This is a genomic window from Streptomyces sp. NPDC020898 (assembly GCF_044333925.1).
Classification (GTDB): Bacteria; Actinomycetota; Actinomycetes; order Streptomycetales; family Streptomycetaceae; genus Streptomyces.
In genome coordinates, this window is the sequence record NZ_JBIRRV010000009.1 from 35,573 (window position 1) to 60,081 (window position 24,509).

Consider the following 24,509-nt stretch of genomic DNA (forward strand, 5'->3'; position numbering starts at 1 on the left):
GGCCGGGCACGGTGAGGATCCCCCCACCGTGCCCGGCCGCCGCGAACGCCGTATGGCTACGAGATGCGCACCGGGTTAACCACATCCGCCACCAGGACGAGGAGGGTGAAGCAGATGAAGATGCCCGCCACCACATAAGCGACCGGCATGAGCTTCGCCACGTCGAAGGGACCCGGGTCCGGGCGCTTCAGGACCTTCGCCGTGTTGCGTCGCAGGGCCTCCCACAGGGCGCCCGCGACATGGCCGCCGTCGAGGGGGAGCAGGGGGAGCATGTTGAAGAGGAAGAGGGAGAGGTTGAAGCCCGCCACCAGCATCAGTGCCATCGCCAGTTGCTGGGTGGGCGGGATGTCGAGGGTGAAGATCTCGCCGCCCACGCGGGCCGCGCCGACCACGCCCATCGGGGAGTCCGCCGCGCGTTCGCCGCCGTCGAAGGCCGCGTTCCACAGGGCGGGGACCTTGCCGGGCAGGTTCGCGAGGGAGTCGACGGCCTCGCCCATCCGGTCGCCCATCCACGTCACCGAGTCGCCGAAGTCCTGGCGGACGATGCCGGTGGCGGCGCTGAAGCCGAGGAAGCCCGCGGTGACGTACTCGCCCTGGACGATCTGGCCGTTGGAGTCCTTCTTCGCGACCTGGTTCGTGGCGATCTTCGCGTTGAGGGTGAGCTGCTCGCCCTTGCGTTCGACGACGATCGCGACCTCCTTGCCGGGGTTCGCGCGGATCTCGTCCGACAGCTTGTTCCAGGAGTCGACCTGGACCCCGCCGAAGGAGAGGATCTTGTCGCCCGCCTTGAGGCCGGCGGCCGCGGCCGGGGAGGCCGCGTCGGTCTTGCGGCAGGCGTCGCGGCCCTCGCTCTGGGCGATGACGCACGCGGAGACCGAACTGACGTCGGTGGTCTGCTGCGAGACGCCGAAGCCCATCAGGACGGTGAGGAACAGTGCCACCGCGAGGACGAGGTTCATGAACGGGCCCGCGAACATCACGATGACGCGTTTCCAGGGCTTGCGCGTGTAGAACAGGCGCTTCTCGTCGCCCGGCAGCAGCTCCTCGAAGGACTGGGCACGCGCGTCCTCGATCATCACGCGCCAGGGGGAGGTCGAACGGGCCTCTATGCGGCCGTCCGGGCCCGGCGGGAACATGCCGATCATGCGGATGTAGCCGCCGAACGGGATCGCCTTGATGCCGTACTCGGTCTCACCCTTCTTGCGCGACCAGATGGTCGGGCCGAAGCCGACCATGTACTGCGGTACGCGGATGCCGAAGAGCTTCGCCGTGGAGAGATGTCCCAGCTCGTGCCAGGCGATCGACGCCAGCAGGCCGATCACGAAGACGACTATGCCCAGGATCATCATCAGTGTCGTCATGCACGGGCCTCCGCCGCTTGCTGTGTCTTCGTCTGGTGTGTCAGTTCCCGGGCCCTCGTCCGCGCCCAGGACTCCGCCTCAAGGACGTCCGCGACGGTCAGGGAAGTTCCCGTACGAGGGGTGCCATGCTCCTCGACCACCTGGGTCACGGTCTCCATGATCCCGTTGAACGGTAGCCCGCCGCTCCGGAATGCTTCCACGCACTCCTCGTTGGCCGCATTGAACACCGCCGGTGCCGTACCCGCGAGCTGCCCCACGTGCCGGGCGAGGCCGACCGACGGGAACGCCTCGGTGTCGAGCGGGAAGAACTCCCACGTCGACGCCTTGCTCCAGTCGAACGCGGGCGCCGCGTCCGGGACGCGCTCCGGCCAGCCGAGGCCGATCGCGATGGGGCCGCGCATGTCGGGGGGCGTGGCCTGGGCCAGTGTCGATCCGTCCGTGAACTCAACCATCGAGTGGACATACGACTGCGGGTGCACGACCACCTCAATGCGGTCGAAGGGAATGTCGTAGAGAAGGTGGGCCTCGATCACCTCCAGGCCCTTGTTGACGAGGGTCGCGGAGTTGATCGTGATCACCGGGCCCATCGCCCAGGTGGGGTGCGCGAGGGCCTCCTCGACCGTCACGTCGGCCAGCTGTGCCTTCGTACGGCCGCGGAAGGGGCCGCCGGACGCCGTGACGACGAGCTTGCGCACATCGGAGCGGGTGCCGGCCGCCAGGGCCTGGAACAGGGCCGCGTGCTCGGAGTCGACCGGGATGATCTGGCCCGGCTTGGCGAGCGCCTTGACCAGGGGGCCGCCGACGATGAGCGATTCCTTGTTGGCGAGCGCGAGGGTGCGGCCCGCTTCCAGGGCGGCGAGGGTCGGGGCGAGGCCGATGGAGCCGGTGATGCCGTTCAGGACCGTGTGGCAGGCGGAGGCGGCGAGGTGGGTGGCCGCGTCCGGTCCGGCGAGTATCTCGGGGAGCGGCTCCCCGGCGGCGTACCGCGCGCTCAGCGCCTCGCGCAGGGCCGGTACGGCGTCCTGGCGGGCGACCGCGACCGTGGCTGCGCGCAGTCGGTGCGCCTGCTCGGCGAGGAGCGCGACCCGGCCGCCCGCCGCGGAGAGCCCGGTGACCCGGAAGCGGTCCGGGTTGCGCAGCACGAGGTCGATGGCCTGAGTGCCGATCGATCCGGTGGAACCGAGGATCACCACGTCCCGCGGTCCGTCTCCGGCGACGGGGTCGAAGACGAGGTGCGGGTCTGCGAGGGGCGCTGGACTGTCGGTCATCCCTCCATTGTGGCTGCTACCACCGACGGTGAGGACAGTGCGTCCCTCGGGTGAGTGTCCGGTGAGTGGCGTGGCGGTTGTCTTGCGGTTTTCTTATCAGCTGCCTTATCGGCTGTCCGTATGGGATGAGTGGAAATCTGAGTAAGTGAAGTTCGCGTGAAGATCGTGTGATAACACTTCTGTTCTGGCCGGTGGAGAACCGGCCCAGTCGTGGACGAAATCCTGGGGGGATCTCGATGCGCATTCGACGCGCTGCCCTGCCCGCGCTCGCGGGCGCCGTTGCCCTGACCGGCGCGGTTCTCAGCACTCCGGCCGAGGCGGCCGGCGGTGTGGTCATCCGGCATGTGTGGTTCGACAGTCCGGGCTCGGACACCGGCTCCAACGCCTCCCTCAACGGGGAGTGGGTGGAGATCAAGAACACCAGCTCAGCGTCCATATCGCTCAAGGGCTGGATCCTGAAGGACGTCGCCAACCACAAGTACACCTTCGCCAATCTGAAGATCGGCGCGGGCAAGACCATGAAGGTCCGCACCGGCAAGGGCACGGACACCGCTGCGACCAAGTTCCAGAACCGGCGTGCGTACGTCTGGAACAACACCACCGACACGGCGACCCTGACGAGAGCGAACGGGTCCAAGGTCGACACCTGCAAGTGGACGACCAGCGACCCGAGCGACAAGTACTGCTGAGCGCTCCGTGGGCTGCGCGGTGCGGAGCCCACGGGTCCGCTGTGGCTGGTCGCGCCCCGCGGCGGAGCCGCAGATCACGGCGCTGTCAGCGCCTGCGTCGCCGCCGGTTCCGGGGCTTTCCCGGCCGGCGGGGCGCAGGTGGGCCTGCAGCGGGTTCGGCGGGCTCCGCCGGGGGTTCCGCGTCGGACGGGGTGAGGTCGCGTTCCATGACGCCCTCCGCCGTGTCCATCGTGGGCGCGCTGAAGTGCAGGCCCACGGTGCCGCGGCGGTCGGGGTCCAGGTCGGCCGGGTGGGTCTCGACCCGGAGGTTGAAGACGAAGCCGACGGACTCCTCCTTGATGGCGTCGGTCATCGCGCCGAACATGTCGTAGCCCTCGCGCTCGTACTCGATGATCGGTTCGCGGCCGAGGGTCCAGCGCAGGCCGATGCCGTCACGCAGGTAGTCCATCTCGTACAGGTGCTCGCGCCATGTGCGGTCCAGGTCGGACAGCATCACCCTGCGCTCCAGCTCGCGGATCGTGTCCGTGCCCAGTTCCGCCTCACGGTCGTCGTAGCGGGCGTGGATGTCCGCGACGACCGCCTCGGCCAGGTGGTCGGCGGTGAGGTCCGGCTGGTCCCTGCGGACCATCGGGCTGTTGGTCGGGGCGGCGACGACTTCGAGGTCGTAGATCTGGTCGAACTCGGCGGCCTCCGTCATCGCGGTGCCGGTCATGCCGGAGAGCTTGTCGTAGAGGCGGAAGAAGTTCTGGAGCGTGACGGTCGCGAGGGTCTGGTTCTCCTCCTTGACGCGGACGCCCTCCTTGGGGCCTCGATCGCCTGGTGCAGCCCCTCGTTGTAGCGGCGGCCGGGGAGCAGCCGGCCCGTGTGCTCGTCCACGATCATGACGTCACCGTCGACTACCACGTGCTCCTGGTCCCTGCGGAACAGTTCCTTCGCCTTGAGGGCGTTGTTGAGGTGGCCGATGAGGGTGGTGTGGTCGGCTTCGTAGAGGCTGTCGATGCCCAGTTGGTCCTGTACGTGTTCCACGCCCCGGTCGAGGATCGCAACCGTCCGTTTCTTGGGGTCGTACTCGTACTCGTAGGCGGCCGTCAGCTGCTTCAGGCGCTCCTTGTCCTCCAGCCGGATGAACTGCTCCTCCTGGATGGGGATGCCGCGCATGGTCTCGACGATCCGGGCGAAGGTCTCGTACCAGTGGGTGGCCTGGTCGATGAGGATGGAGTCGGCCTCGTCGACGATCGCGAAGTGGTGGCCGCGCTGCACGAGTTCGTCCTTCGACCAGGCCATGTTGTCGCGCAGGTAGTCGAAGCCGAACTCGGTGTCGGTGCCGTACGTGATGTCGCAGGCGTACGCCGCCCGGCGCTCGGCGGGGGTCGACTCGGAGCGGACCACGCCGACGGTCAGGCCCAGGAACTCGTAGGCCCGCCCCATCCACTCGGCGTCGCGCCGGGCCAGGTGGTCGTCGACCGTGACGAGGTGAACTCCCTTGCCGGACAGGGCGTTCAGGTACGCGGGCAGGGTGGCGACCAGGGTCTTGCCCTCGCCGGTCTGCATCTCCGCGATGTTGCCCTCGTGGAGGGCCGCGCCGCCCACGACCTGGGCCTCGAAGTGGCACATGCCGAGGGTGCGCCGAGCGGCCTCGCGCATGGCGGCGAAGGCCTCGAAGAGCAGGTCGTCGAGGCTTTCGCCCTTGGCGTGGCGGTCCTTCAACTCCGGTGTGACGGCCTTGAGTTCGTCGTCGGTGAGGGACTGAACTCCTCTTCGAGGAAGAGCACCCTGTCGGCGGTGCGCTGCAGTTTGCGCAGCACCCGCCCCTCGCCGGCCCGCATGATGCGGCCGGTGATGTGGTCGAGACCGAGAGCCGGCACTGGAATTACCCCCACTGCACCGAGACGGGGTCGTTCACGAACTCCGCCGCGTCACGCAGAAATCGCCTTCGCCAAGTTGCCGACGTGCCTGCGCGCGGGCGTGGGTCAGGGGGTGCCGGCTCCTTGGCGCATCTGCCGTCCCCGTTCGCCATTCCTTTCATTGCTGACGCGTGGCCTCGACGCGGCAAGCAGCGGAATGACGGCGGGGACACCAGTGAATTCACGGGAGAACATCAGCGGATGGGGCGGTGCACATTCTCCTGTTCGGAGGGTCCGGGGGTCGCGTCGGCGATCCAGGGCCCCTCGCCGGAGAGGTCGACGACGCCCTCCTCCAGCCAGGTGTACGCGCCGGCGAGGACGCCCTTGACCACCGCGCGGTCGACGTCGTCGGTGTTGGTCCACAGGCGGCCGAAGAGTTCCTCGACGCGCACGCGGGCCTGGCGGCAGAAGACGTCGGCGAGTTGGTAGGCCTCGCGGCCGTTCTGCCCCTGGGAGCGCAGGAGTTCGGCGCGTACGCAGGCCGCGCTCATCGCGAACAGTTCGGCGCCGATGTCGACGATCCGGCCGAGGAAGCCCTGCTTGGTCTCCATCCGGCCCTGCCAGCGGGACATGGCATAGAAGGTGGACCGGGCCAGTTTTCGGGCGCTGCGTTCGACGTACCGAAGGTGCGGCGAGAGGTCGGCGTCGTGCTTGAACTCGCTGTAGGAACGCGGGAGTTGACCCGCGCCCGTGACGAGCTTCGGCAGCCACTTCGCGTAGAAGACACCGGCGTTCGCGCCCGCCCTCGCCTTGTCCGGCAGGGACTTCTCGGGGTCGATGAGGTCGCCGGCGACCGACAGATGGGCGTCGACGGCCTCGCGGGCGATCAGCAGATGCATGATCTCCGTCGAACCCTCGAAGATGCGGTTGATACGGAGGTCGCGCAGCACCTGTTCGGCGGGGACCGCGCGTTCCCCGCGGGCCGCGAGCGACTCGGCGGTCTCGAAGCCGCGTCCGCCGCGGATCTGGACGAGTTCGTCGGCCATCAGCCAGGCCATCTCGGAGCCGTACAGCTTGGCGAGGGCGGCCTCGATGCGGATGTCGTTGCGGTTCTCGTCGGCCATCTGGGAGGAGAGGTCCAGTACGGCTTCGAGGGCGAACGTCGTCGCCGCGATGAAGCTGATCTTCGAACCGACCGCCTCGTGCAGCGCGACCGGCCTGCCCCACTGTTCCCGGACGCCCGACCACTCCCGGGCGATCTTCAGACACCACTTCCCGGCGCCCACGCACATCGCGGGCAGCGACAGCCGCCCCGTGTTCAGGGTCGTCAGGGCGATCTTCAGGCCCGCGCCCTCGGGGCCGATGCGGTTGGCGGCCGGGACGCGCACCTGGTGGAGGCGGGTGACGCCGTTCTCCAGGCCGCGCAGGCCCATGAAGGCGTTGCGGTGCTCGACGGTGACGCCCTCGGAGGCGGTCTCGACGACGAACGCGGTGATCCCGCCCTTGTGGCCCTCGGACTTCGGTACGCGGGCCATGACGACGAGGAGGTCGGCGACGACTCCGTTGGTCGTCCAGAGCTTCACCCCGTCCAGGACGTAGTCGTCGCCGTCCGGGACCGCGCTGGTGGCGAGGCGCGCCGGGTCGGAGCCGACGTCCGGTTCGGTGAGGAGGAACGCGGAGATGTCGGTGCGGGCGCAGCGCGGCAGGAACTCGTCCTTCTGTTCCTGGGTGCCGAAGAGTTTCAGCGGCTGCGGTACGCCGATCGACTGATGGGCGGAGAGCAGCGCGCCGAGCGCCGGGTTCGCGGAGCCGACCAGGGCGAGGGCCTTGTTGTAGTACACCTGGGTGAGGCCGAGGCCGCCGTACTTGGTGTCGATCTTCATGCCGAGGGCGCCGAGCTCCTTGAGCCCGTTGACGATCTCGTCGGGGATCCGCGCCTCCCGCTCGATGCGGGCCGCGTCGATCTTCGTCTCGCAGAAGTCGCGCAGCTTGGCGAGGAACTCCTCGCCGCGCTGCGCGTCCTCGGCGGGCGGAAGCGGGTGCGGGTGGATGAGGTCGAGCCGGAAGCGGCCGAGGAACAGTTCCTTGGCGAAGCTGGGCTTGCGCCAGCCCTGTTCCCGGGCGGCCTCCGCCACCCGGCGGGCTTCCCGCTCGGTGACGGTGGGTCGGGTGCCGGGTGGGGCTGTGGGCTTGACTGGGCTTGCGGACATTGAGGCTCACCTCGCCGCGAATCGGGATCTTGAGGACCGTACGTTACTGATCGGTGCTACTCGATCGTTGGTACCCGATTCCGGGCGACCCCACCAGTCCTCGCGCAGCCGTCCGGCCCAAGCGCGCCCGGCTTTCAGCCGATGTCCACCGAGTACGCCCTGGTGTCCAGGCGGCCCGTGCCCTTGAAGACCTCGGTGCCGGCCTCGATGCCCGAGACGTACTTGTCGTTGGTCAGGAGCTTGCGGCGGACCAGGGCCTGGGTGAAGTCGTCGAGGTTGAGGGTGGCCTTGGTGGTGTTGGCGCGGCGGACGAAGGAGTGGACCTTCCAGCCGATGTCGCCCTCGTAGATGTCCCACATCGCGCCGCCGAGGCTGACGCTCGCGGTCTTGGTGCCGAGCGGGCCCGCGCCGCCCTGGCGGTTGAGCCAGATCATGATCTCGTCGGTGGGCTGGTCCTGCCAGTCCGCGGTGCTCTTGGTGTGCAGCCACAGGTCGTAGGCGACGTTCATGACGCCGGGGTTCGAGCTGACCGAGAAGTCCCAGGTGGTGCGGACCGGCTTGCGGTCGCCGACGCGGATCGGCAGCTGGGTGGCGGCCTTGTCCGCCTTCCAGCCCCAGTGCCAGCCGAGGACCGTGCTCGCGTACGACTTGACGTCGTAGTCCTTGCCGGTGGCACTGTTGGCCCACGTGTAGTCCGTGCCCCAGGAGACGGTGGAGCCGGAGCGGGAGTTGTCCCAGACGCACTGGGAGCCGACGGCCTTCTCCTGGTTCCACAGGTTGTTGTTGACGTAGTACTTGCCGAGCGTGATCGTGTCGAAGGCCGCGCACTTCTTGCTCGACTCGTCCGCCTGCGCGACGGTGACACCGGCGGCCGCGGCGAGGGCGACGACGGCGGAGGCGAAGGTCTTCGCCTTCTTGGAGAGGCGCGGTCTGCGGTGTTGCATGGGGGTCCTTCCGGCGGGACGTTTCGCGTAGCACTCCCCAGTGGCCGCCACCGGGTGGGAAAGTTGCCGCGGTGGCCGAGATGGCTCCGCGAAAGCTTCCAGAAACCTTGTCGAAGCGCTTCGACAACATATGGACACCCACCCCGGGTGGGGTTACTGTCGTTGCCACCCCACTAGCCGATATCCGTCGCCGTTATCCGTTACGCGCAACTGTCGAAGCGCTTCACACAACGCTTGGAGAGCTGGATGGTCACCCTCGCCGAGGTCGCCCAGCACGCCGGAGTCTCGGCGAGCACGGTGAGCTATGTCCTCAGCGGCAAGCGGTCCATCTCCGCGGGCACCCGGCAGCGGGTCGAGCAGAGCATCCAGATGCTCGGCTACCACCCGAACGCGGGCGCCCGGGCACTGGCGAGCAGTCGCTCCAACATCATCGCCCTGATGGTCCCCCTGCGTACGGACATGTACGTGCCGGTGATGATGGAGATCGCCATAGCGGTGGCCACCAACGCCCGCACCCATGGTTACGACGTCCTGCTGCTCACCGGCGAGGAGGGCCCCGACGCCGTGCGCCGCGTCACCGGCAGCGGGCTCGCCGACGCGATGATCCTGATGGACGTCGAACTCGACGACGAGCGGCTGCCGTTGCTGCGCGGCACGGACCAGCCGTCCGTACTCATCGGCCTGCCGGCCGCCACCGAGGGGCTGACCTGCGTCGACCTCGACTTCGGGGCCACGGGCGCGCTGTGCGCCGAGCACCTGGCGAAGCTCGGCCACCGTGACATCGCTGTCATCGGCGAGGCGCCGGCGGTGTACGAACGGCACACCGGTTTCGCCGAGCGCACGCTCGACGGACTCCGTTCCCGGTCACGGGAGTTGGGGGTACGGGTGCTGCACCGGCCGTGCGAGGGCGGGTTCGACGCGATGACCGTGACCCTGGCCCGGATCTTCGACGAGCGGCCGGGCACCACGGGGTTCGTCGTGCAGAACGAGTCGGCGGTCGAGCCGCTGCTCGCGCTGCTGCGCCAGCAGGGGCGGGCGGTGCCGGAGGACGTGTCGGTCATCGCCGTCTGTCCGGACCAGGTCGCCACCCAGGCCTCGGTGCGGCTGACGTCCGTCGCGATTCCCGCGCAGGAGATGGGGCGGCGTGCTGTCGAGCTGCTCATCGCCAAGCTGGACGGGCGCGGGAGCGACGAAGTCGCGCTGATCGCTCCCGAGTTGACGGTGCGGGCGAGTACGGGGCCGGCTCCGGCTCCGGTCAGCCCTGCCTGAGCCGGTCACGACAACCGAACACCTACCGCTTCCCCCTCACATCCCACATCTCGACCCAACGCCCGGACATCCCCTGGCCGTTGGGGTACCCCCGCCTGTCCCGGACCGGCCCGCCAGAGCCGCGCCGGTTCGGTCGCCACTCCCGCCTCACTCCTTCCTCCTCACTCCTTCCTTCAGGAGCCCACGTGAATCAGCCCGCCGAAAACCGGCCCCCGTCAGGCGCGGTCAGCCTCGCGCAGTCCTCCCCCACCGTCGGCACGTTCCGTGAGCGGGACGGGGCACTGGAGTGGAGCGGCCGTCAGGAGACCGTACGGATCGAGCCGTGGGGCCCGGACGCGGTCCGGGTCAGGACGCGGCTCGGCGGGCCGGTCCTGGAGGGGCTGCCGGGCGCCCTTCTCGACGCGCCGCCGTCGACGCCGTCCACCGTCAAGATCGATGACGCGCAGGGGCAGTTGACGGTCGGCGCGCTGACCGTCGAGGTGAGTGCCGAAGGACTGATCCGCTTCCTGCGGACCGACGACTCCGTCGAGCTGCTCTCCGAGGAGCGCGCGCACTTCTGGTGGCCGGGCTCGCGCCTGTACACGGCCGTCGGCAACGGCTACCACCGGCTTGAGCAGCGGTTCGCCGCCTACGAGGGCGAGAAGCTGTACGGCCTCGGGCAGCACCAGCACGGTCTGTTCGACCAGAAGGGTGTCGTGCTGGACCTCGTGCAGCGCAACGCCGAGGTGTCGGTGCCGGTGCTCACCTCCAGCCGCGGCTACACGCTGCTGTGGAACAGCCCGGCCATCGGGCGGGTCGAGCTGGCGGGCAACGGAACGCGCTGGGTCGCGGACTCGGCCCGGCAGATCGACTACTGGATCACCGCCGGGCAGCCGGCCGACGGCCAGCGGCGCTACAGCGCGGTGACAGGCCGGACGCCGATGCTGCCGGAGTGGGCGGCCGGCTTCTGGCAGTGCAAGCTGCGCTACCGCACCCAGGACGAACTCCTCGACGTGGCACGGGAGTACAAGCGGCGCGGGCTGCCGCTGCGAGCCATCGTGTGCGACTTCTTCCACTGGACGCATCTGGGCGACTGGAAGTTCGACCCGGCCGAGTGGCCCGACCCGGCCGCGATGGTCGCGGAGTTGGCGGAGATGGGCGTCAAGCTCGTCGTCTCCGTCTGGCCGTCGGTGTCACCGCTCTCCGAGAACCACCAACTCATGGAGCAGCGCGGGTACTTCATCGGTACGCAGTACGGCCCGATGGCACACGCCGACTGGCCGGACAAGGAGGTAGCCTCCACCGTCCAGGTCGCCTTCTACGACGCCACGAACCCGGAGGCCCGCGACTTCGTCTGGTCGAGGATCCGCGACAACTACCTTGCCCCGTACGGCATCACGGCCTTCTGGCTGGACGCCTGCGAGCCGGAGCTGAAGCCGGGCTTCCCGGAGAACCTGCGGTACTGGGCGGGCCCCGGACTGGAGGTCGGCAACCTGTACCCGGTCGAAAACGCGCGCACCTTCTACGAGGGCCTGATCGCGTCCGGCGAGGACGAGGTGATCAGCCTCAACCGGTCGGCGTGGGCGGGCAGTCAGCGTTACGGCGCCGCCCTGTGGTCCGGTGACATCGGCGTCGACTTCCCGACCCTGCGCCGCCAGATCGCGGCCGGTCTCAACACCGCCCTCTCCGGCATCCCCTGGTGGAACACCGACATCGGCGGCTTCCACGGCGGCGACCCGGACGACCCGGCGTACCGCGAGGTGATGGTCCGCTGGTTCCAGTTCGGCGCGTTCTCCCCGCTGATGCGCCTGCACGGCTTCCGCGACCCGGGCATGCCGCTGGGCCCCGACATGACCGGCGGTCCGAACGAGGTGTGGTCGTACGGCGAGGAGGCCGGCGCGATCATGGAACGGTACGTCCGGCTGCGTGAGCGGCTGAAGCCGTACGTGCTGCGGGTGATGCGCGAGGCGCACGAGGAGGGGCTGCCGGTGATGCGGCCGCTGTTCCTGGAGTTCCCGGACGACCAGGCAACGTGGTCCGTCGACGACGCGTATCTCTTCGGCCCCGATGTGCTGGTCGCGCCGGTCCTGACGGCGGGCGCGACGGCCCGTACGGCGTATCTTCCGGCGGGGGCGACCTGGACGGACGCGTGGACCGGTGAGACGTACGAGGGCGGTGCGGCCGTGACGGTCGACGCCCCGCTGGACCGCATTCCGCTCTTCCTGCGGGACGGGGCGCGGCTGCCTGTGACGGAGTAGCGGCGCCCGTGACGCGAGTGCGGCCGGCCCCGGGCAGAGGGGCCGGTCGCGCTCGTGCGGGGCCGGTGATCTCGTCAACTTGCTTATGGTGCACGCTTGTTCGGCGAACGTCTCGTTCCGTCCCGTCTCGAAGAGTGCCGTCCCGAAGAGTGCCGTCCCGAAGAAGGGAACCCCGCCCCGTGTCCTCCACTTCCCTCCCCCTGACACTGGCCAATCTGCTGCTGCGGCCCGCGTTCGGAGCCCGGCGCGACCCGGACCGGGTCTTCGACCGGATCGCCGACAAGGCCGGGAGGACGGACGGCGAGGAGTGGTTCACCGACAGTTTCCGGCTCCTGCTGCGCGAGTGGGCGGCCGACGAGGGGCTGTCCCCGGTCGGCTGGCAGTCCGCGCAGGCCCACGTTCGCAGGCATCTCACCAACCGGGCCCGGATCCGGCGGCTGATCGCCGAGCAGCCCGCCATCGCCCAGGAACCCATCGAGAAGCCGGTGTTCGTGGTGGGCCTGCCGCGCACCGCGACCACGCTCACCCACAGCGTGCTGTCACTCTCGGACGAGCACCGCTGCCCCCGGCTCTGGGAGTTACTTGCCCCCGGCCTCGAACCGTCGCCCCGGGAACGGCAGAAGGCGATCACGTCCGCGCGCCGGACGCTCGACGGCACGTATCTGCTCACCCCGCGCTTCCGCGAGATCCATCCCATGACCGCCGAGGGCCCCGAGGAGTGCACCTTTCTCCTGCCGCACGCCCTGGTGCCGCTGTCCCAGGCCCATCTGCCGGAGTACCACGCCCGGCAGTTCGCCCGGGACTTCGTCCCCGACTACCGCCACCTCAAGGAGTGCTTCCAGGTACTCCAGTACGGCCGCCCGCGCCGCCGCTGGATCCTCAAGTCCCCGATGCACACCGGGAATCTCGACGCCCTGCTCACCGTGTTCCCGGACGCCACGCTCGTGTGGACCCACCGCGACCCGGCGACCGCCGTCGCCTCGTTCTGCAGTCTGGTCGAGTGCGGAATGACCATCTCCCGGCGCACGGTCGACCTGCACGCCCTCGGCTCTACCTGGCTGGACCTGCTGAGCCGCTCCGTGCGGCGCGGGCTCGCGGCCCGGGCCGGCGTTCCCCGCGAGGCGCTGGTGGATGTGCCGTACTCATGGCTCGGCTCCGACCCGGCCGCGGGCGCTCCGAAGCTCTACGATGCCGTCGGCGCCCGCTGGACCGACGCCGACGCCGCCCGGCTCCCCACGGTCTCCACCCACCTCCGGGGCAGCCGCCCTCACCGCTACGACCTGGCCCGCTACGGACTGACCCCGGCCGACGTCGAGTCGGCCTTCACGGACTACAACGTCCTGCGGGCCGAGGTCGACCGCGCCTGAACGGCACGGCCGGCCCCGGCCTGCTGGTTGGCTACCTGCGTCAACTGCTGCTGACCGTCAGGTTGTTGGTGGTGAAGTCCAGGCCGCCGGAGGACGAGGTGATCTCGAACCCGAACTGCACGTCACCGATGGTCTCGTTGCCGAACCAGCCCTTGGTGTCCTTGATCCACTTGAGGATCGGCAGGATGTTGACGGTGCCGGACGACGAGTTCGAGGTGCGGATGAACGAGAAGACCTCGTTCGCGCCGTTGTTGCCCTTGTACACGGTCCAGGTGTGACCGCCGAGCGTCACGTTGCCCTGCGAGGTGCCGAGCGGGCCGACGGCTCCGGTCTTGTTGACCCAGAGCATGATCTCGTAGTCGTAGTCGGTGTCCCAGATGTCGTACGACGTGTTGTACGCGCCGGACGACGGGACCGTGACGTTGTAGCTGCTGGAGAGCGAGCCCAGCGAGGTGATCGTCTTGTTGATCACCTTCTTGGAGTTGGGGTAGGACTTGATGCCGCCGGTGTTGGGGTGGTTGGCCCAGGTGCCCCAGTTGGTGCCGGAGTTGGCCCAGGTGCACTGGGGGCCGGCCGGCGTGGAGGGGGTGCCGCCCCAGATGTTGTTGTAGAGCGTGTAGCCGTTCAGCGAGGTGTTGCCGTACTGGTCGCAGGTGTTCCATACGGCGGCGGAGGCGGGGGCGGAGGCGACGCCGACAGTGACGCCGAGCGCGAGAGCGGGGGCCAGCAGGGCCTTGGTGATGCGGCTCAGGGTGCGGGTACGGGTACGTGATGCCATGGTGTCCCTTTCCATGGGTGGGGGGAAATGCGGGGGGAAAATGCAGGTGGGGGGGTTGTGCGCTGTTTCCAGCTGCGCTGTTCCTCGGTGCGGTTACCGCGGCCCCAGGTCGAGGACGCGGTCTTCTCCGGCGACGAGATCGAGCGTGCGTGCGCCGGAGAAAGTTCTGAGGTCGATCCGGTGGGTTCGGGTGGGGCGTACGACGGCCCGGCCCCGGCCCGGCCCCCAGTCGAGGTCGACCTCGGCGCCGAATCGCGTCCGTACGCCCCGGAGCCGGCCCGTGGGGCAGGCCGCCGGGAGCGCGGGCAGGAGGACCAGCCGGTCGGGGGTCGACTGGACGAGCATCTCGATGAGCACGGCGGGCAGGGTGTGCGCGGCGTCCGCGTTGTAGACGTCCCGCCGCGGGTAGTGCGCGCTCATCAGGGAGGCGTGGAAGAAGTCGCCGTCGAGGACCTGACCCAGGGCGTCGGCGACCCGTTCGCCGTCCCGGAGGCGGGCCGCGATCAGCGCGTGGTGCAGGTGTCCGTGCGCCGAGTCGTTCTCGGCGCCCCGGAGTTGGAGGGCGCGGTACGCGGCGGCGGCGAGGTCCGGGGTGTCGTAGGGGTTGATCTCGTCGAGCGGCCAGACACCGTAGAGATGGCTGAGGTGGCGGTGGTCGTAGGTGTCGTCCAGTCCCGGCCAGGCCCATTCGGCGAGGGCACCGTCGGCGTTGATCCGGTGGGGCGGGAGCCGATCGGCGAGGGCACGCCAGCGATCCGCCCGTTCCGGGTGATAGCTGGCGGCGGTGAGCAGGGCGTGCCGGGCCGCCGAGAGGTCCATGGCCGCGTTGACGGCACCCCAACTCGCGTTGGCCGGACGGTTCTCGGGCGAGTAGGAGGGGACGATGACGAGTTGGCCGTCCGCGTCGGCACGGGGATCGGCACGTGGATCGGTACGGGTGAGGAAGTCCTCGTAGAACACGGCGACTTCGGCCAGCAGGGCGGCCGTACGCGGGTCGCGGACGCCCTCGGTGTCGTCGTGGTCGACGAGCGGCTTGAGCAGCCAGTCGGCGCCGGCCGTCCAGAGGTGCAGCGGATACTCGCGGCTGAAGTGGTACGTCAGCCCGGACTCGCCGTCGGTGTGCGCGGGCGCCATGACACCCCGCGTGCCGAAGACGGTGCGGGCGTTCTCGCGCCAGTCGTCGAGCTGACCATGGATCAGGGAGGCGAGTGCTTCCGTGACTTCGGGGAGGGCGCCGGCTGCGGCCGATGCCGTCTGGAGGTTGACGTTGGCGTCGTTGGTGAAGGCTCCTGCCCACGCCGTGTCCCAGTCTCCGGTCCACAGGCCGACCAGGCGGGGCGGGAACATGCCGCTGGCGGAGAGCAGGTGGTAGCGGCCTGCGGCGAAGAGGCGTTCGAGGAGAGCGGGACTCTTGGTACGGCTGAGCAACTCGGCGCCTGGCAGGGCGCGTTCGGTGTCGTCAGCGGCGAGGTCGAGGGTGACGCGGTCGTAGGCGGTGCGGTGGAGGACGGTATGGCGGGCGAGGAGGCGGTCGTGCGTCCCGTCTCCCGACCCCGGCTCGCCGTCGCCGTCCGGGAGCAGTTCACGCAGGGCGCGGGCCTGGTCCGCAGCGTCCAGCTCGCCCGTGTGCCGGACGACGCGGGTCAGCAGCAGCACGGACTCCGCGCCCTCGACGCGCACACCGGGCGGCATGAGCGTCGTACCGCCGCCCACGGGCACGACGAGGGTCACACCGGTGTACGCGCGGTCGCTGTCGGGGTAGCGGGCGCGCAGGGTGAGCAGGGCGCCCTCGGGGGTGCGCACCACGCTCTGGCCGATGCCCAACTCCGCTGGGGCGCCCGGGAGTCGGTGGTCGAGATCGATGTCCAGGGTGAGACCGGGACCGGCGGCGGCCTCCCTGGTGACGTACTGGACGATGACGTCGTCGGCGCGGGACACGAAGACCCGGCTGCGCCACCCCGCGCACGAGGCCTCGGTTACGCCGGTGGTGAAGTCGACGGACCGGCGGTAGTCCGGCCGCTCCCCCGCCGACGCGGCGGCGCGCAGCCGCACCTGGAACGCGGGGTGGAAGGGCTGCACCCATCGCAGCTCCCGCCCGTCGGTGAAGCTCTCGGCGGCCGTGGTGTCCCCCGCCAGCAACCGGTCCTGGAGGGTGGCCAGTTGGTCCGCCAGCCGCGGTGGCCGTGCGTGCTCGCTGCCGTTCGGGCGGACGAGGGTGTGGTGCGTGACGATGACGCGGTCGCTGTCCGGGTCGCCGAACACCAGGGCACCATGGCGGCCGTTGCCGCTCAGGTAGCCGTCCTCCCAGCGGACGGCGGGGCATGGCTCCCACGTGCCGTGGACGGGGCCGCCGGTTGTCATGGCTTCAGCACCGCCACTCCGTACCGGCCCAGCGAGACCGCGTCCATGACGATGTCCCCGGTCAGCAGGTCCCGGTGGACGCCGGGCACGTGGACGGTCACCGGTTCGGAGCCGTGGTTGAGCACGAAGAGCAGTTCACCGCGCCGGACCGCCTCGACCCCGGCCGGCAGCCCGTCCAGCACCGGCCGGACCCCCGCCCCGGCGCCGATCCCGGCGAGGAGATCCCGCAGTGCGTCGGGCTCGGGAAGCGTGGACACGTACCAGGCGCGGCCCTTGCGCAGCACCGCCGGCAGCCCGTCGAGTTCGCCGCCCTTGTAGGGGGTGACCTCGTCGGCGCCGTCAGCCTCCAGCTCCTCGGACCACAAGTGGCCCCGGAAGCCGTCCACTTCGACGGTCTCGCCCGCGTCCAGCGGCCACCATTCGTGCAGGGTGCGCAGCCCGAACAGCTCGCGGAGCCGCTCGTCCATGCCGCCGGGCCGGACCCGGTCGTCCTCGTCGGCGACACCGGTCAGGAAACCGCAGACGAGGGTGCCGCCGCCGCGTACGTACGCGAGGAGGTTGTCGATCGCCGCGTCCGTGAGCAGGTACAACTGCGGTACGACGACGAGCCGGTACGCCGACAGGTCGTGCTCGGGATGGGCGAAGTCCGTGGCGAGGTGCGCCTCCCACAGGGCGCGATGCCAGGCCCGTACGACCTGCGGGTAGTCCACCTCGGAGGAGAGCCGCCCGTCCTGGGCGCCGCCCCACCAGGCGTGCCAGTCGTGGAGCACGGCGATGTCACTGGGCGTGTGACTGCCCGTCACCTCGCCGCTGATGGCTGCGAGTTCGGCGCCGAGCTGCTTGACCTCCTGGAAGGTACGGCCGTGCTCGCCCGCGTGACTGACCATGCCGGAGTGGAACTTTTCCGCGCCCTGCCGGGACTGGCGCCACTGGAAGTAGCAGACGGCGTCGGCTCCGCGTGCCACCGCCTGGAGAGACCAGAGGCGGTTGAGGCCGCGCGGCTTGGGGTGGTTCACACCCCGCCAGTTGACCGGACCGGCCGCCTGCTCCATCAGCATCCAGGGACCGCGCGCCTGCGAGCGCGTCATGTCCTGGACGAGCGCGCCCTGTTGGGCGCCGTACGGATCGCGCGGGTCGGGGTAGAGGTCGACGGAGACGACGTCCTCCTCCTCGACCCAGCGCCAGGCGTCCTGTCCCACCCACATCGGCATGAAGTTGGTGGTGACGGGGATGTGCTGCGGGGTGTGGCGGCGGACGATGTCGCGTTCCGCGAGGTAGCACTCCAGGAGCGCGTCGGACGTGAAGCGTTTGAAGTCCAGTACCTGGGCGGGGTTGCGCATGTAGTGCGGGAGGCGCGGCGGCAGGATCTCGTACCAGTCGCCGTAGCCCTGGCTCCAGAAGGCCGTTCCCCAGGCCTCGTTGAGGGCGTCCAGCGTGTCGTACCGGTCCTGGAGCCAGCGCCGGAAGGCGGCGGCCGACTCGTCGCCCCAGTCGTAGGTGCAGTACTCGTTGTTGATGTGCCACACGGTGAGGGCGGGGTGGCCGCCGTAGCGGACGGCCAGGTCCTCGGTGATCGCGGCGGCGTAGCGGCGGTAGACGGCGCTGGAGTGCGCGAAGTGCTGGCGCCCGCCCCACCACTCGATCCGGCCGTCCTCGGCGACGGGCAGGGTCTCCGGGTGCAGCCGCCCCATCCAGGGCGGCGGCGAGGAGGTGGGCGTGGCCAGGACGACGCCGATGCCGTTCTCGTGCATCAGGTCCATCAGCCGGTCCAGCCAGCCGAACTCCCGTGCCCCGGGCCGGGGTTCGAGCTTCGCCCAGGAGAAGACGCCGAGCGTGACGGAGTTGACGCCGGCGTCCTTCATCAACCGGACGTCCTCGTGCCAGGTCTCCTCCGGCCACTGCTCGGGGTTGTAGTCGCCCCCGAAGAGGATGCGCCCCCGGGTGGCATCGCCGAGCCCCGGCATCAGACGGGTTCCCCGTACTGGATGCCGCGTCCGTTGGTGGCGACGTAGACGCGGCCGTACACGCGCGGGTCGCCGGTGATCACCTCGCCGGTCCAGCCCCACTGATGGGCGTCGTCGTTGATCCGCGTCCAGGTCTTCGCCTCGTCGTCGGAACGGTAGATGGCGGTGATGGTGTCCGTGCTGCCGACCAGGTAGATCGCCGGGTAGGAGGCGCCCTCGGCCGCCCGGCCGAACCCGAGCGTGTACGACGCCCAGCAGCTGGCGACCTTGGTGAAGGTGACGCCTGCGTCGGTGGACCGGTAGAGCCCGTTCCACTTGACGCTCAGCCACAGGTCACCGGATCTTCCCGGCGCCGCGACCAGCTCGAACTGGCTGTCACCGGAGGGCAGCCCGCTCGCACGGGCAGTGAACGAGAGGCCACTGTCAGTGCTCGCGTACAGCGTTCCTGTGTCGGTGTCGTATGCGTAGAAGCGCGTCGGGTCGGCCGGGTCGGCGACCGGCGTGGCGCCCTTCGGAACGGAGGAGATCTCGGACCAGGTCGTGCCGTTGTCCGTGGAGCGGTGAGCCGGATACTTCGTGCCGTCCCAGTGCACGAACGTCCACAGCAGCGCGCTGCCGTCGGCGTTGGTGGCGATCGGCCCCGGTGCGTTCTTGGCGATGTCGGGCTGGGCAGCGAAGGGCGCCCAGCTCCGCCCGCCGTCGTTCGAGAACGCCCCGTTGCCGTTGTCGCCCCAGCCCGACCGGACGACGTACGACGGCTTGGCCGCGGCCTGGGCAAGTCCCGTCGCCGACCCGAACACGGGGTTCGACGCCATGCCGCGCGACGGAGACGCCGTGAGCCGCTCGTGGTACATCACGCCGATGTCCCCGAGTCCGCTGAGCAGGTGCGCCTCCCCGACCGGGGGCGAGATCAGCTGGCGCACGGACGTCTCCTCCAGGCCGCGGATCTGCGGGGCCCAGTTCTTGAGGTCACGCGTGCCGTAGAGGGTCGCACCGGTCCCGTACACGATGTGACGGGAGTCGTACGGGTCGAGGGCGAGGGCCTGGATCCACCAGCCGAACTTGGGGGCGTCGGCGCCCCACTTGAGATAGGGGGTCTCGGACACGTCGAACACAGCAGCGTCCTTGAGGGACGTCCAGGTACGGCCGCCGTTCGTGGAACGGAACACCGTGTCGATCTCGGCCCAGCGGTTGTTGGTGGAGACGGCGAGGGTGCCGGGCCGGCAGGCGTCGACGGCGACTCCGCCGTAGGCGAAGCTGTCGGTGGACCCGTCGGAAGTGGTCCCGCCCGGCTTGACCGGCGTCACGTCCGCCCAACTGCCGGTCGCCGTGCGCAGCTTGTGCACGCTGCCGTCGGACTGGCCGTTGGGGCCGGGCGCGTTGCCGTACGTCACGTACAGGTCGCGGGTGTGCTTGTCGTAGGCGGCGCGGATCGGGACCTTGGCGGAGGTGGCGCCGACGGGCTGCCCGGGCACGGCTTCCCACGTCGTGCCGTCGGAGGTGCGGTACAGGTTGGCCGTACCTGCGGTTCCCCCGCCGTCGCCGTCGCCCCACCCGGCGTAGACGGTACGGCCGGCGGCGACCAGGAAGGTGACGCCCTGGCCGGTCGCGCTGGGGGTGGCCGGGAAGGTGCTCGCGACTGCCCAGGTGGCGCCCCGGTCGGTGGACTTGAGGAGTCCGTCGTGCCGGGTGCCCAGCCACAGGGTGTCGCTGTCCCGCGGGTCGACGAGCAGCCGCTCGCCGGTGCCCCGCCCGTCCTCGTTGGCCCCGAGCTTCACGGTCAGGTCGGTGCGGGCCCAGGTCGCGCCCCGGTCCTCGGAGCGCAGGACGGCTCCGTTGCCGGCCCACGACTGGGCGTAGGTGCCGAGGGAGAGGTACACGCGGTCGGGGTGCGCGGGGTCGACGGCGATGGCCTCCACCCCGAGCAGGTTCCAGTCGTCCCACCCGAGGTGATCGGTGAGCGCGGTCCAGCGCGCGGCCCGCTCGTCCCACCGGTAGGCGCCGCCGATGTCGGTACGGGAGTAGGCGAGACCACGGACGGAGGGATGGAACAGCACACCGGTGACGAACCCGGTACCGCCGATGACAGCAGTGCGCCAGCGATAGGCGGGCGCCACCGCAGCGGGGGCCGCCTGCGCCGCCGTACCGGAGAGAGACACGGCGGACACCGCGGCAACAGCGGCACTCGCAGAAAGAACGGCACGTCTACTCGGACGGGACGAAGACATGACTTACCTCGATCTGAAAAGGAGGGGGGAGGAAAACGCGCCCCCCGAAGGGGCGCGGGGAACTGCGCGATCAACCACAACGGCCCCGCAGTCACCACCGGACCGCAAGAGGCACCCCAAGCCGTGAAGTAAGAAGAAGACCGACCGTCAGCCCTTGACGGCCCCGGTCAACATGCCCTTCTTGAAATGCCGCTGCACGAACGGCGAAAGAACCGCGACCGGCACAAGTGCCAGAACCATCACCGCCATCTGAACCGCCAGCGGCGACAGCTGACCCGTGTTGATCTGGGTGGCCAGCCCGACCGGCCGTTCCTGCTTCTGGACGAGCTGGATCATGATGTTCTGCAGCGGCATCATGTCCTGGTCGGTCAGATAGATCGACGCGTTGAACCAGGCACTCCAGTACCCGACCGCGTAGAAGAGCGCGATCACCGCGAGCACCGCCCGCGACAACGGCATCACGATCTTCCAGAGGATCCGCCAGTCCCCTGCCCCGTCGATGCGGGCACTGTCGATGAGTTCCGGCGAGATGCCCATGAAGAACGCGCGCAGGACCAGGATGTTGAAGACGCTCACCGCACTGGGCAGGATCAGCGCGAGGTAGCTGTCGGTCAGCCCGAGGCCCTGCACCAGCAGGTACGTCGGGATGAGGCCGGCGCCGAAGAACATGGTGGCGAGCAACAGCATCAGGAACCAGCGGTGCCCGAGGGACCCGGTGCGTGAGAGGCCGTACGCGGACAGGACGGACACCGCCATGCTGAACAGCGTGCCGATCAGGGTCACGCCCACACTGACCAGGGCGGCGCGCTGGACCTGTCCGCCGCTGAGGAGTTCCTGGTAGGCGACGAAGGTGATGTCCTTGGGGATCATCACCAGGCCGCCGGTCGCGTCGATGGTCTTCTTCGACGAGAGGCTGGTGACGATGACGATCCACAGCGGGAAGAGGATCGCGAAGCAGGCCAGGGTGAGGACGATTCCCTTGCCGGCGACACCGGCCTTGGAGGGTTCCTCCTCCCAGGCCGGCCGCTCCGGGGCCGCCCACCGGCTCGGCCCGGACGCGGCCGGTCGGGGCGCCGCGGGCTTGTCGGTCTTGTCGATAACGACGCTCACTTCTTGTACACCCCCTGCTCACCCATGAGATGGGCGACCTTGTTCGCGGTCAGCACGAGCGCCAGACCGACCACGCCCTTGATCAGACCGGCGGCCGCGGCGTAGCTGAAGTCCTGGTTGCGGATGCCGTTCCACCACACGTAGGTGTCGAGGACCTCGGCGGCGCCTGGACCCACCGAGTCGCGTTGGAGCAGGAGTTGCTCGAAGCCGACGGTGAGGGCGTCGCCGACGCGCAGTACCAGCAGCAGGGCGATCACCGGGCGCAGCGCGGGAAGCGTGATGTGCCACATGCGCCGCCAGCGTCCGGCGCCGTCCATCGCGGCGGCCTCGTACAGGTCGTTGGAGACGGCGGAGAGCGCGGCGAGGAAGACGATGATGCCCCAGCCCGCGTCCTTCCAGACACCCTCGGCGGTGACCAGGAACTTGAAGATCCCGGGGTCGGTCATCAGGTCGAAGCCGTTGTGGCCGTGCTGGCGCAGGGTCTGCGCGATGATGCCGGCACCGCCGAAGATCTGCTGGAACACGGTGACGACCAGCACCCACGAGAAGAAGTGGGGCAGGTACATGATCGCCTGGGCGACCGCCCGGACCCGGGGCCTGATCACGCTGTTGATGACCAGCGCGAGCAGGATCGGGATCGGGAAGAACAGCACGAGCTGGAGGGAGAACAGCACGAACGTGTTCTGCAGCGCGTGCCAGAAACCGGAGTCCTGGAAGACCCGCTCGAACTGCTCGAAGCCGACCCAGGGACTCTGGAACATGGCGACGAAGCCGTTGTCGCTGAGATACGGGTCGTAGTCCTGGAACGCGACCACATTGCCGAAGATCGGTACGTAGTTGAAGACCAGGAGCAGCACGACCGCGGGCAGGCTCATCAGGATCAGCGTGCGGTCGCGTCTGAATCTGAGCCGCAGGCTCAGCTGTCCCGGACGCCGCTTGCCCTGGGGGCCGGCGGCGCCGGACGCCGAAGTCTTCCTGCCGTTCTTCTTACCGGTCTTCTTACCGGTCTGTTCGTCGGTCTTCGCCTCGGCCCTGCTCCGAGGCACCGTGCTGTGGGACACGGCGTTCTCCTTGCCTCGACCCTGAGTCAGTTGGCCGCGGAGCCGTTGTCGTCGAGCAGCTTCTTGTACCAGGCCCGCAGCCCGTCGCCGCCCTTGCTCTTCCAGTCGGACACGGCCTGCTGGACATCGCTGATCTTCTTGCGGCCGCGGACGACGTCGTCCTCCAGCTGCTCGAAGTCGTTGGCGAGGTTGGTCCACCGGTTGGGCTCGGTGATGGTGAGGCCGTAGAAGGAGGACTTCTTGGTGAAGGCGCCCATCCGCTGCTGCCACTCCACCTGGAGCTTGGCGATCTCGGGGAGATCGGGGTGGGCGAGGTAGGAGGCCGGGTCGCCGGTGTAGTCGTAGGCGCCGAAGACCTCGTTGTTGCCCTTGGCGGTCTTGACGGGCATGCCGTCCTTCAGCGTGTAGTCGGTGCCCTCGACGCCGTAGACGCTGAGCATGTACTCCTTGGTGCCGTAGGGCGCGGCGCAGAAGTTGGCGAGTGCCAGGAAGTCCTTGATCTGCTGCGGGGACGCCTTCTTGCTGACGAAGGTGAAGATGCCCGCGGGCTGGGTCGCCCATATCGTGGGGGCGCCGCCGTCGGGGCCGAAGATGTCGAACGCGCCCATCTCGAAGCCGGTCTTCTGGATCTTCTGTTCGGCCGTCGAGGCGTACCAGTAGGAGATGTCACCGTTGAAGACGAGGGACTGGCCGGAGGTGAACCGGTTGGACGCGTCGCCCTGGACCGCCTTGGCGTCCGGGTGGACGACACCGGCCGCGTACAGCTTGCGCGTCCACTCCAGGGCTTCGAGGTACTCGTCGGTCTCGATGCGGTTGACGAGCTTGCCGTCCCTCAGGTCCCACCACAGCGCCTTGTCACTGCCGTTGAGGACGCCGTAGATGTTGAAGGCGGTCCACTTCATGTCGTCGCAGGCCCACACCTTCGCCTTGGCGTCGGTGGCCTCCTTCGCCCAGGCCAGGAACTCGTCGGCCGTCTTGGGGAGTTCGTAGCCCTTCTCCGCGAAGATGTCCTTGCGGTAGAAGGGCACGATGTTCGGGACGTACGAGGCCGGCATCGGGATGGCCCGCAACTGGCCGCCGAAGATGGAGCGCTGCCAGGCGTCGGTCGGTACGGCCGCGAGGTTGGGGTAGGCCTTGACCTTGTCGCCGGACAGATAGGGGCCGAGGTCGGCGAACTTGGCGGTGATGGCGCTGGGTATCTTGCCGTTCAGGTTCCAGCCCGGGACGACGACCGCGTCCGGGATCTCGCTGGAGGCGAGGACGGCGCCCAGCTTCTCGTCGTACGTGTTGCCGTCCTGGTTCTGCCAGGTGACCTTGACGCCGGCGGCGGCGTTCACGGCCGCGTAGTACGGGTTGTCGTTGGACGGCGGGCTGCCCCACATCGGCGCCATGATCTTCAGCGGACCGCCGCTGCCGAGCTTCGTCGGCACCGAGGTCTTCAGCTGGTCGAGGGAGATCGCCTTGGTGAAACCGGCCGACGAGCCGTTCTTCGAGGGAAGGTCCGGCACGACGACGTTCGACGCCACGAACGCCGGGAGGATCTTCTCGGCCGCCTTCCCCGAGGTCGTGCCCTCCTTTTTCTTCTCCTGCGTGCCACCGCAAGCGGCGAGCAGCGGCATCCCGCCGGCCACCGCGGCGGCGGCGACCGCCGTGGAGGCGAGGAAGCTTCTCCGGCTCGGTGCGGAGGAGGCGGAGGAGGCATTCGGCGTCATTGCGTCAACCCTTCATGGCGCACCAGGACACCCGGCGGTGGAGCCGTCGGCTGCGGTGTCTTGAGTGTTACTGGCGTGACTGGCGTGACTGGCCGAGAGGAATCAG

General features: G+C 69.4%; 15 protein-coding genes and 1 pseudogene. 4 read left to right on the forward strand and 12 right to left on the reverse strand.

Features of this window, described 5'->3' with window-relative positions:
• Positions 1-56: 56 nt before the first annotated feature.
• Entirely contained in the window at positions 57-1,349 is a 1,293-nt protein-coding gene (locus tag ACH4TV_RS26975; protein ID WP_398402977.1) for a M50 family metallopeptidase, read from the reverse strand.
• An 8-nt stretch (positions 1,350-1,357) separates the two neighbouring features.
• Positions 1,358-2,629: a 1-deoxy-D-xylulose-5-phosphate reductoisomerase gene (dxr, locus tag ACH4TV_RS26980; RefSeq protein WP_398402428.1), complete on the reverse strand. Its 1,272-nt coding sequence runs from the start codon at positions 2,627-2,629 to the stop codon at positions 1,358-1,360.
• A 236-nt stretch (positions 2,630-2,865) separates the two neighbouring features.
• Between dxr and ACH4TV_RS26985 the strand changes: the two genes are divergently transcribed.
• Complete coding sequence (locus ACH4TV_RS26985) at positions 2,866-3,318, forward strand: lamin tail domain-containing protein (protein WP_398402430.1); 453 nt, start codon at positions 2,866-2,868, stop codon at positions 3,316-3,318.
• Between the two features lie 85 nt (positions 3,319-3,403).
• Here the strand turns inward: ACH4TV_RS26985 and ACH4TV_RS26990 are convergent.
• The 3 genes and pseudogenes from ACH4TV_RS26990 to ACH4TV_RS27000 form a co-directional block, all read right to left on the reverse strand.
• Positions 3,404-5,144: pseudogene (locus ACH4TV_RS26990) on the reverse strand (DEAD/DEAH box helicase).
• A gap of 272 nt (positions 5,145-5,416) precedes the next feature.
• Positions 5,417-7,372: an acyl-CoA dehydrogenase family protein gene (locus ACH4TV_RS26995; RefSeq protein WP_398402432.1), complete on the reverse strand. Its 1,956-nt coding sequence runs from the start codon at positions 7,370-7,372 to the stop codon at positions 5,417-5,419.
• A 134-nt stretch (positions 7,373-7,506) separates the two neighbouring features.
• A complete protein-coding gene (locus ACH4TV_RS27000; protein WP_398402434.1) occupies positions 7,507-8,316 on the reverse strand; it encodes an endo-1,4-beta-glucanase in 810 nt (269 codons plus the stop codon).
• A gap of 246 nt (positions 8,317-8,562) precedes the next feature.
• Here ACH4TV_RS27000 and ACH4TV_RS27005 point away from each other — a divergent pair, with 246 nt between their 5' ends.
• From ACH4TV_RS27005 to ACH4TV_RS27015, 3 genes are all read left to right on the forward strand, one after another.
• Positions 8,563-9,585, forward strand: a complete 1,023-nt coding sequence (locus ACH4TV_RS27005; protein ID WP_398402979.1) for a LacI family DNA-binding transcriptional regulator — start codon at positions 8,563-8,565, stop codon at positions 9,583-9,585.
• Positions 9,586-9,770: 185 nt separating this feature from the next.
• Complete coding sequence (locus tag ACH4TV_RS27010; protein ID WP_398402436.1) at positions 9,771-11,822, forward strand: TIM-barrel domain-containing protein; 2,052 nt, start codon at positions 9,771-9,773, stop codon at positions 11,820-11,822.
• 179 nt (positions 11,823-12,001) lie between these two features.
• The gene (locus ACH4TV_RS27015; protein WP_398402438.1) at positions 12,002-13,189 is read left to right on the forward strand and encodes a sulfotransferase family protein; all 1,188 of its coding nucleotides are present in this window, start codon (positions 12,002-12,004) and stop codon (positions 13,187-13,189) included.
• Between the two features lie 40 nt (positions 13,190-13,229).
• On the opposite strand, the gene ACH4TV_RS27020 is transcribed toward ACH4TV_RS27015, so the two are convergent.
• From ACH4TV_RS27020 to ACH4TV_RS27050, 7 genes are all read right to left on the reverse strand, one after another.
• A complete protein-coding gene (locus tag ACH4TV_RS27020) occupies positions 13,230-13,967 on the reverse strand; it encodes a hypothetical protein (protein ID WP_398402440.1) in 738 nt (245 codons plus the stop codon).
• A gap of 93 nt (positions 13,968-14,060) precedes the next feature.
• Positions 14,061-16,328 (reverse strand): glycosyl hydrolase family 95 catalytic domain-containing protein, encoded by a 2,268-nt coding sequence (locus ACH4TV_RS27025; RefSeq protein WP_398402442.1) that lies wholly within the window; start codon positions 16,326-16,328, stop codon positions 14,061-14,063.
• Complete coding sequence (locus tag ACH4TV_RS27030; protein ID WP_398402444.1) at positions 16,325-18,292, reverse strand: beta-galactosidase; 1,968 nt, start codon at positions 18,290-18,292, stop codon at positions 16,325-16,327. The genes ACH4TV_RS27025 and ACH4TV_RS27030 overlap by 4 nt, the downstream gene beginning before the upstream one ends.
• Positions 18,292-20,520, reverse strand: a complete 2,229-nt coding sequence (locus ACH4TV_RS27035) for a WD40/YVTN/BNR-like repeat-containing protein (RefSeq protein ID WP_398402446.1) — start codon at positions 20,518-20,520, stop codon at positions 18,292-18,294. Before ACH4TV_RS27035 ends, ACH4TV_RS27030 begins: the two co-directional genes overlap by 1 nt.
• Positions 20,521-20,667: 147 nt before the next feature.
• Entirely contained in the window at positions 20,668-21,630 is a 963-nt protein-coding gene (locus tag ACH4TV_RS27040; RefSeq protein ID WP_398402448.1) for a carbohydrate ABC transporter permease, read from the reverse strand.
• Positions 21,627-22,691 (reverse strand): ABC transporter permease, encoded by a 1,065-nt coding sequence (locus ACH4TV_RS27045; protein ID WP_398402450.1) that lies wholly within the window; start codon positions 22,689-22,691, stop codon positions 21,627-21,629. Before ACH4TV_RS27045 ends, ACH4TV_RS27040 begins: the two co-directional genes overlap by 4 nt.
• Positions 22,692-22,717: 26 nt before the next feature.
• A complete protein-coding gene (locus tag ACH4TV_RS27050) occupies positions 22,718-24,403 on the reverse strand; it encodes an extracellular solute-binding protein (RefSeq protein ID WP_398402452.1) in 1,686 nt (561 codons plus the stop codon).
• Between the last annotated feature and the right edge of the window lie 106 nt (positions 24,404-24,509).

What these genes read in the sequence shown, in the direction of transcription:
- ACH4TV_RS26975 (WP_398402977.1), bottom strand. Translation starts at nt 1,349, where the DNA reads ATGATGATCCTGGGCATAGTCGTCTTCGTGATCGGCCTGCTGGCGTCG.
- dxr (WP_398402428.1), bottom strand. Translation starts at nt 2,629, where the DNA reads ATGACCGACAGTCCAGCGCCCCTCGCAGACCCGCACCTCGTCTTCGAC.
- ACH4TV_RS26985 (WP_398402430.1), top strand. Translation starts at nt 2,866, where the DNA reads ATGCGCATTCGACGCGCTGCCCTGCCCGCGCTCGCGGGCGCCGTTGCC.
- ACH4TV_RS26995 (WP_398402432.1), bottom strand. Translation starts at nt 7,372, where the DNA reads ATGTCCGCAAGCCCAGTCAAGCCCACAGCCCCACCCGGCACCCGACCC.
- ACH4TV_RS27000 (WP_398402434.1), bottom strand. Translation starts at nt 8,316, where the DNA reads ATGCAACACCGCAGACCGCGCCTCTCCAAGAAGGCGAAGACCTTCGCC.
- ACH4TV_RS27005 (WP_398402979.1), top strand. Translation starts at nt 8,563, where the DNA reads ATGGTCACCCTCGCCGAGGTCGCCCAGCACGCCGGAGTCTCGGCGAGC.
- ACH4TV_RS27020 (WP_398402440.1), bottom strand. Translation starts at nt 13,967, where the DNA reads ATGGCATCACGTACCCGTACCCGCACCCTGAGCCGCATCACCAAGGCC.
- ACH4TV_RS27025 (WP_398402442.1), bottom strand. Translation starts at nt 16,328, where the DNA reads ATGACAACCGGCGGCCCCGTCCACGGCACGTGGGAGCCATGCCCCGCC.
- ACH4TV_RS27030 (WP_398402444.1), bottom strand. Translation starts at nt 18,292, where the DNA reads ATGCCGGGGCTCGGCGATGCCACCCGGGGGCGCATCCTCTTCGGGGGC.
- ACH4TV_RS27035 (WP_398402446.1), bottom strand. Translation starts at nt 20,520, where the DNA reads ATGTCTTCGTCCCGTCCGAGTAGACGTGCCGTTCTTTCTGCGAGTGCC.
- ACH4TV_RS27050 (WP_398402452.1), bottom strand. Translation starts at nt 24,403, where the DNA reads ATGACGCCGAATGCCTCCTCCGCCTCCTCCGCACCGAGCCGGAGAAGC.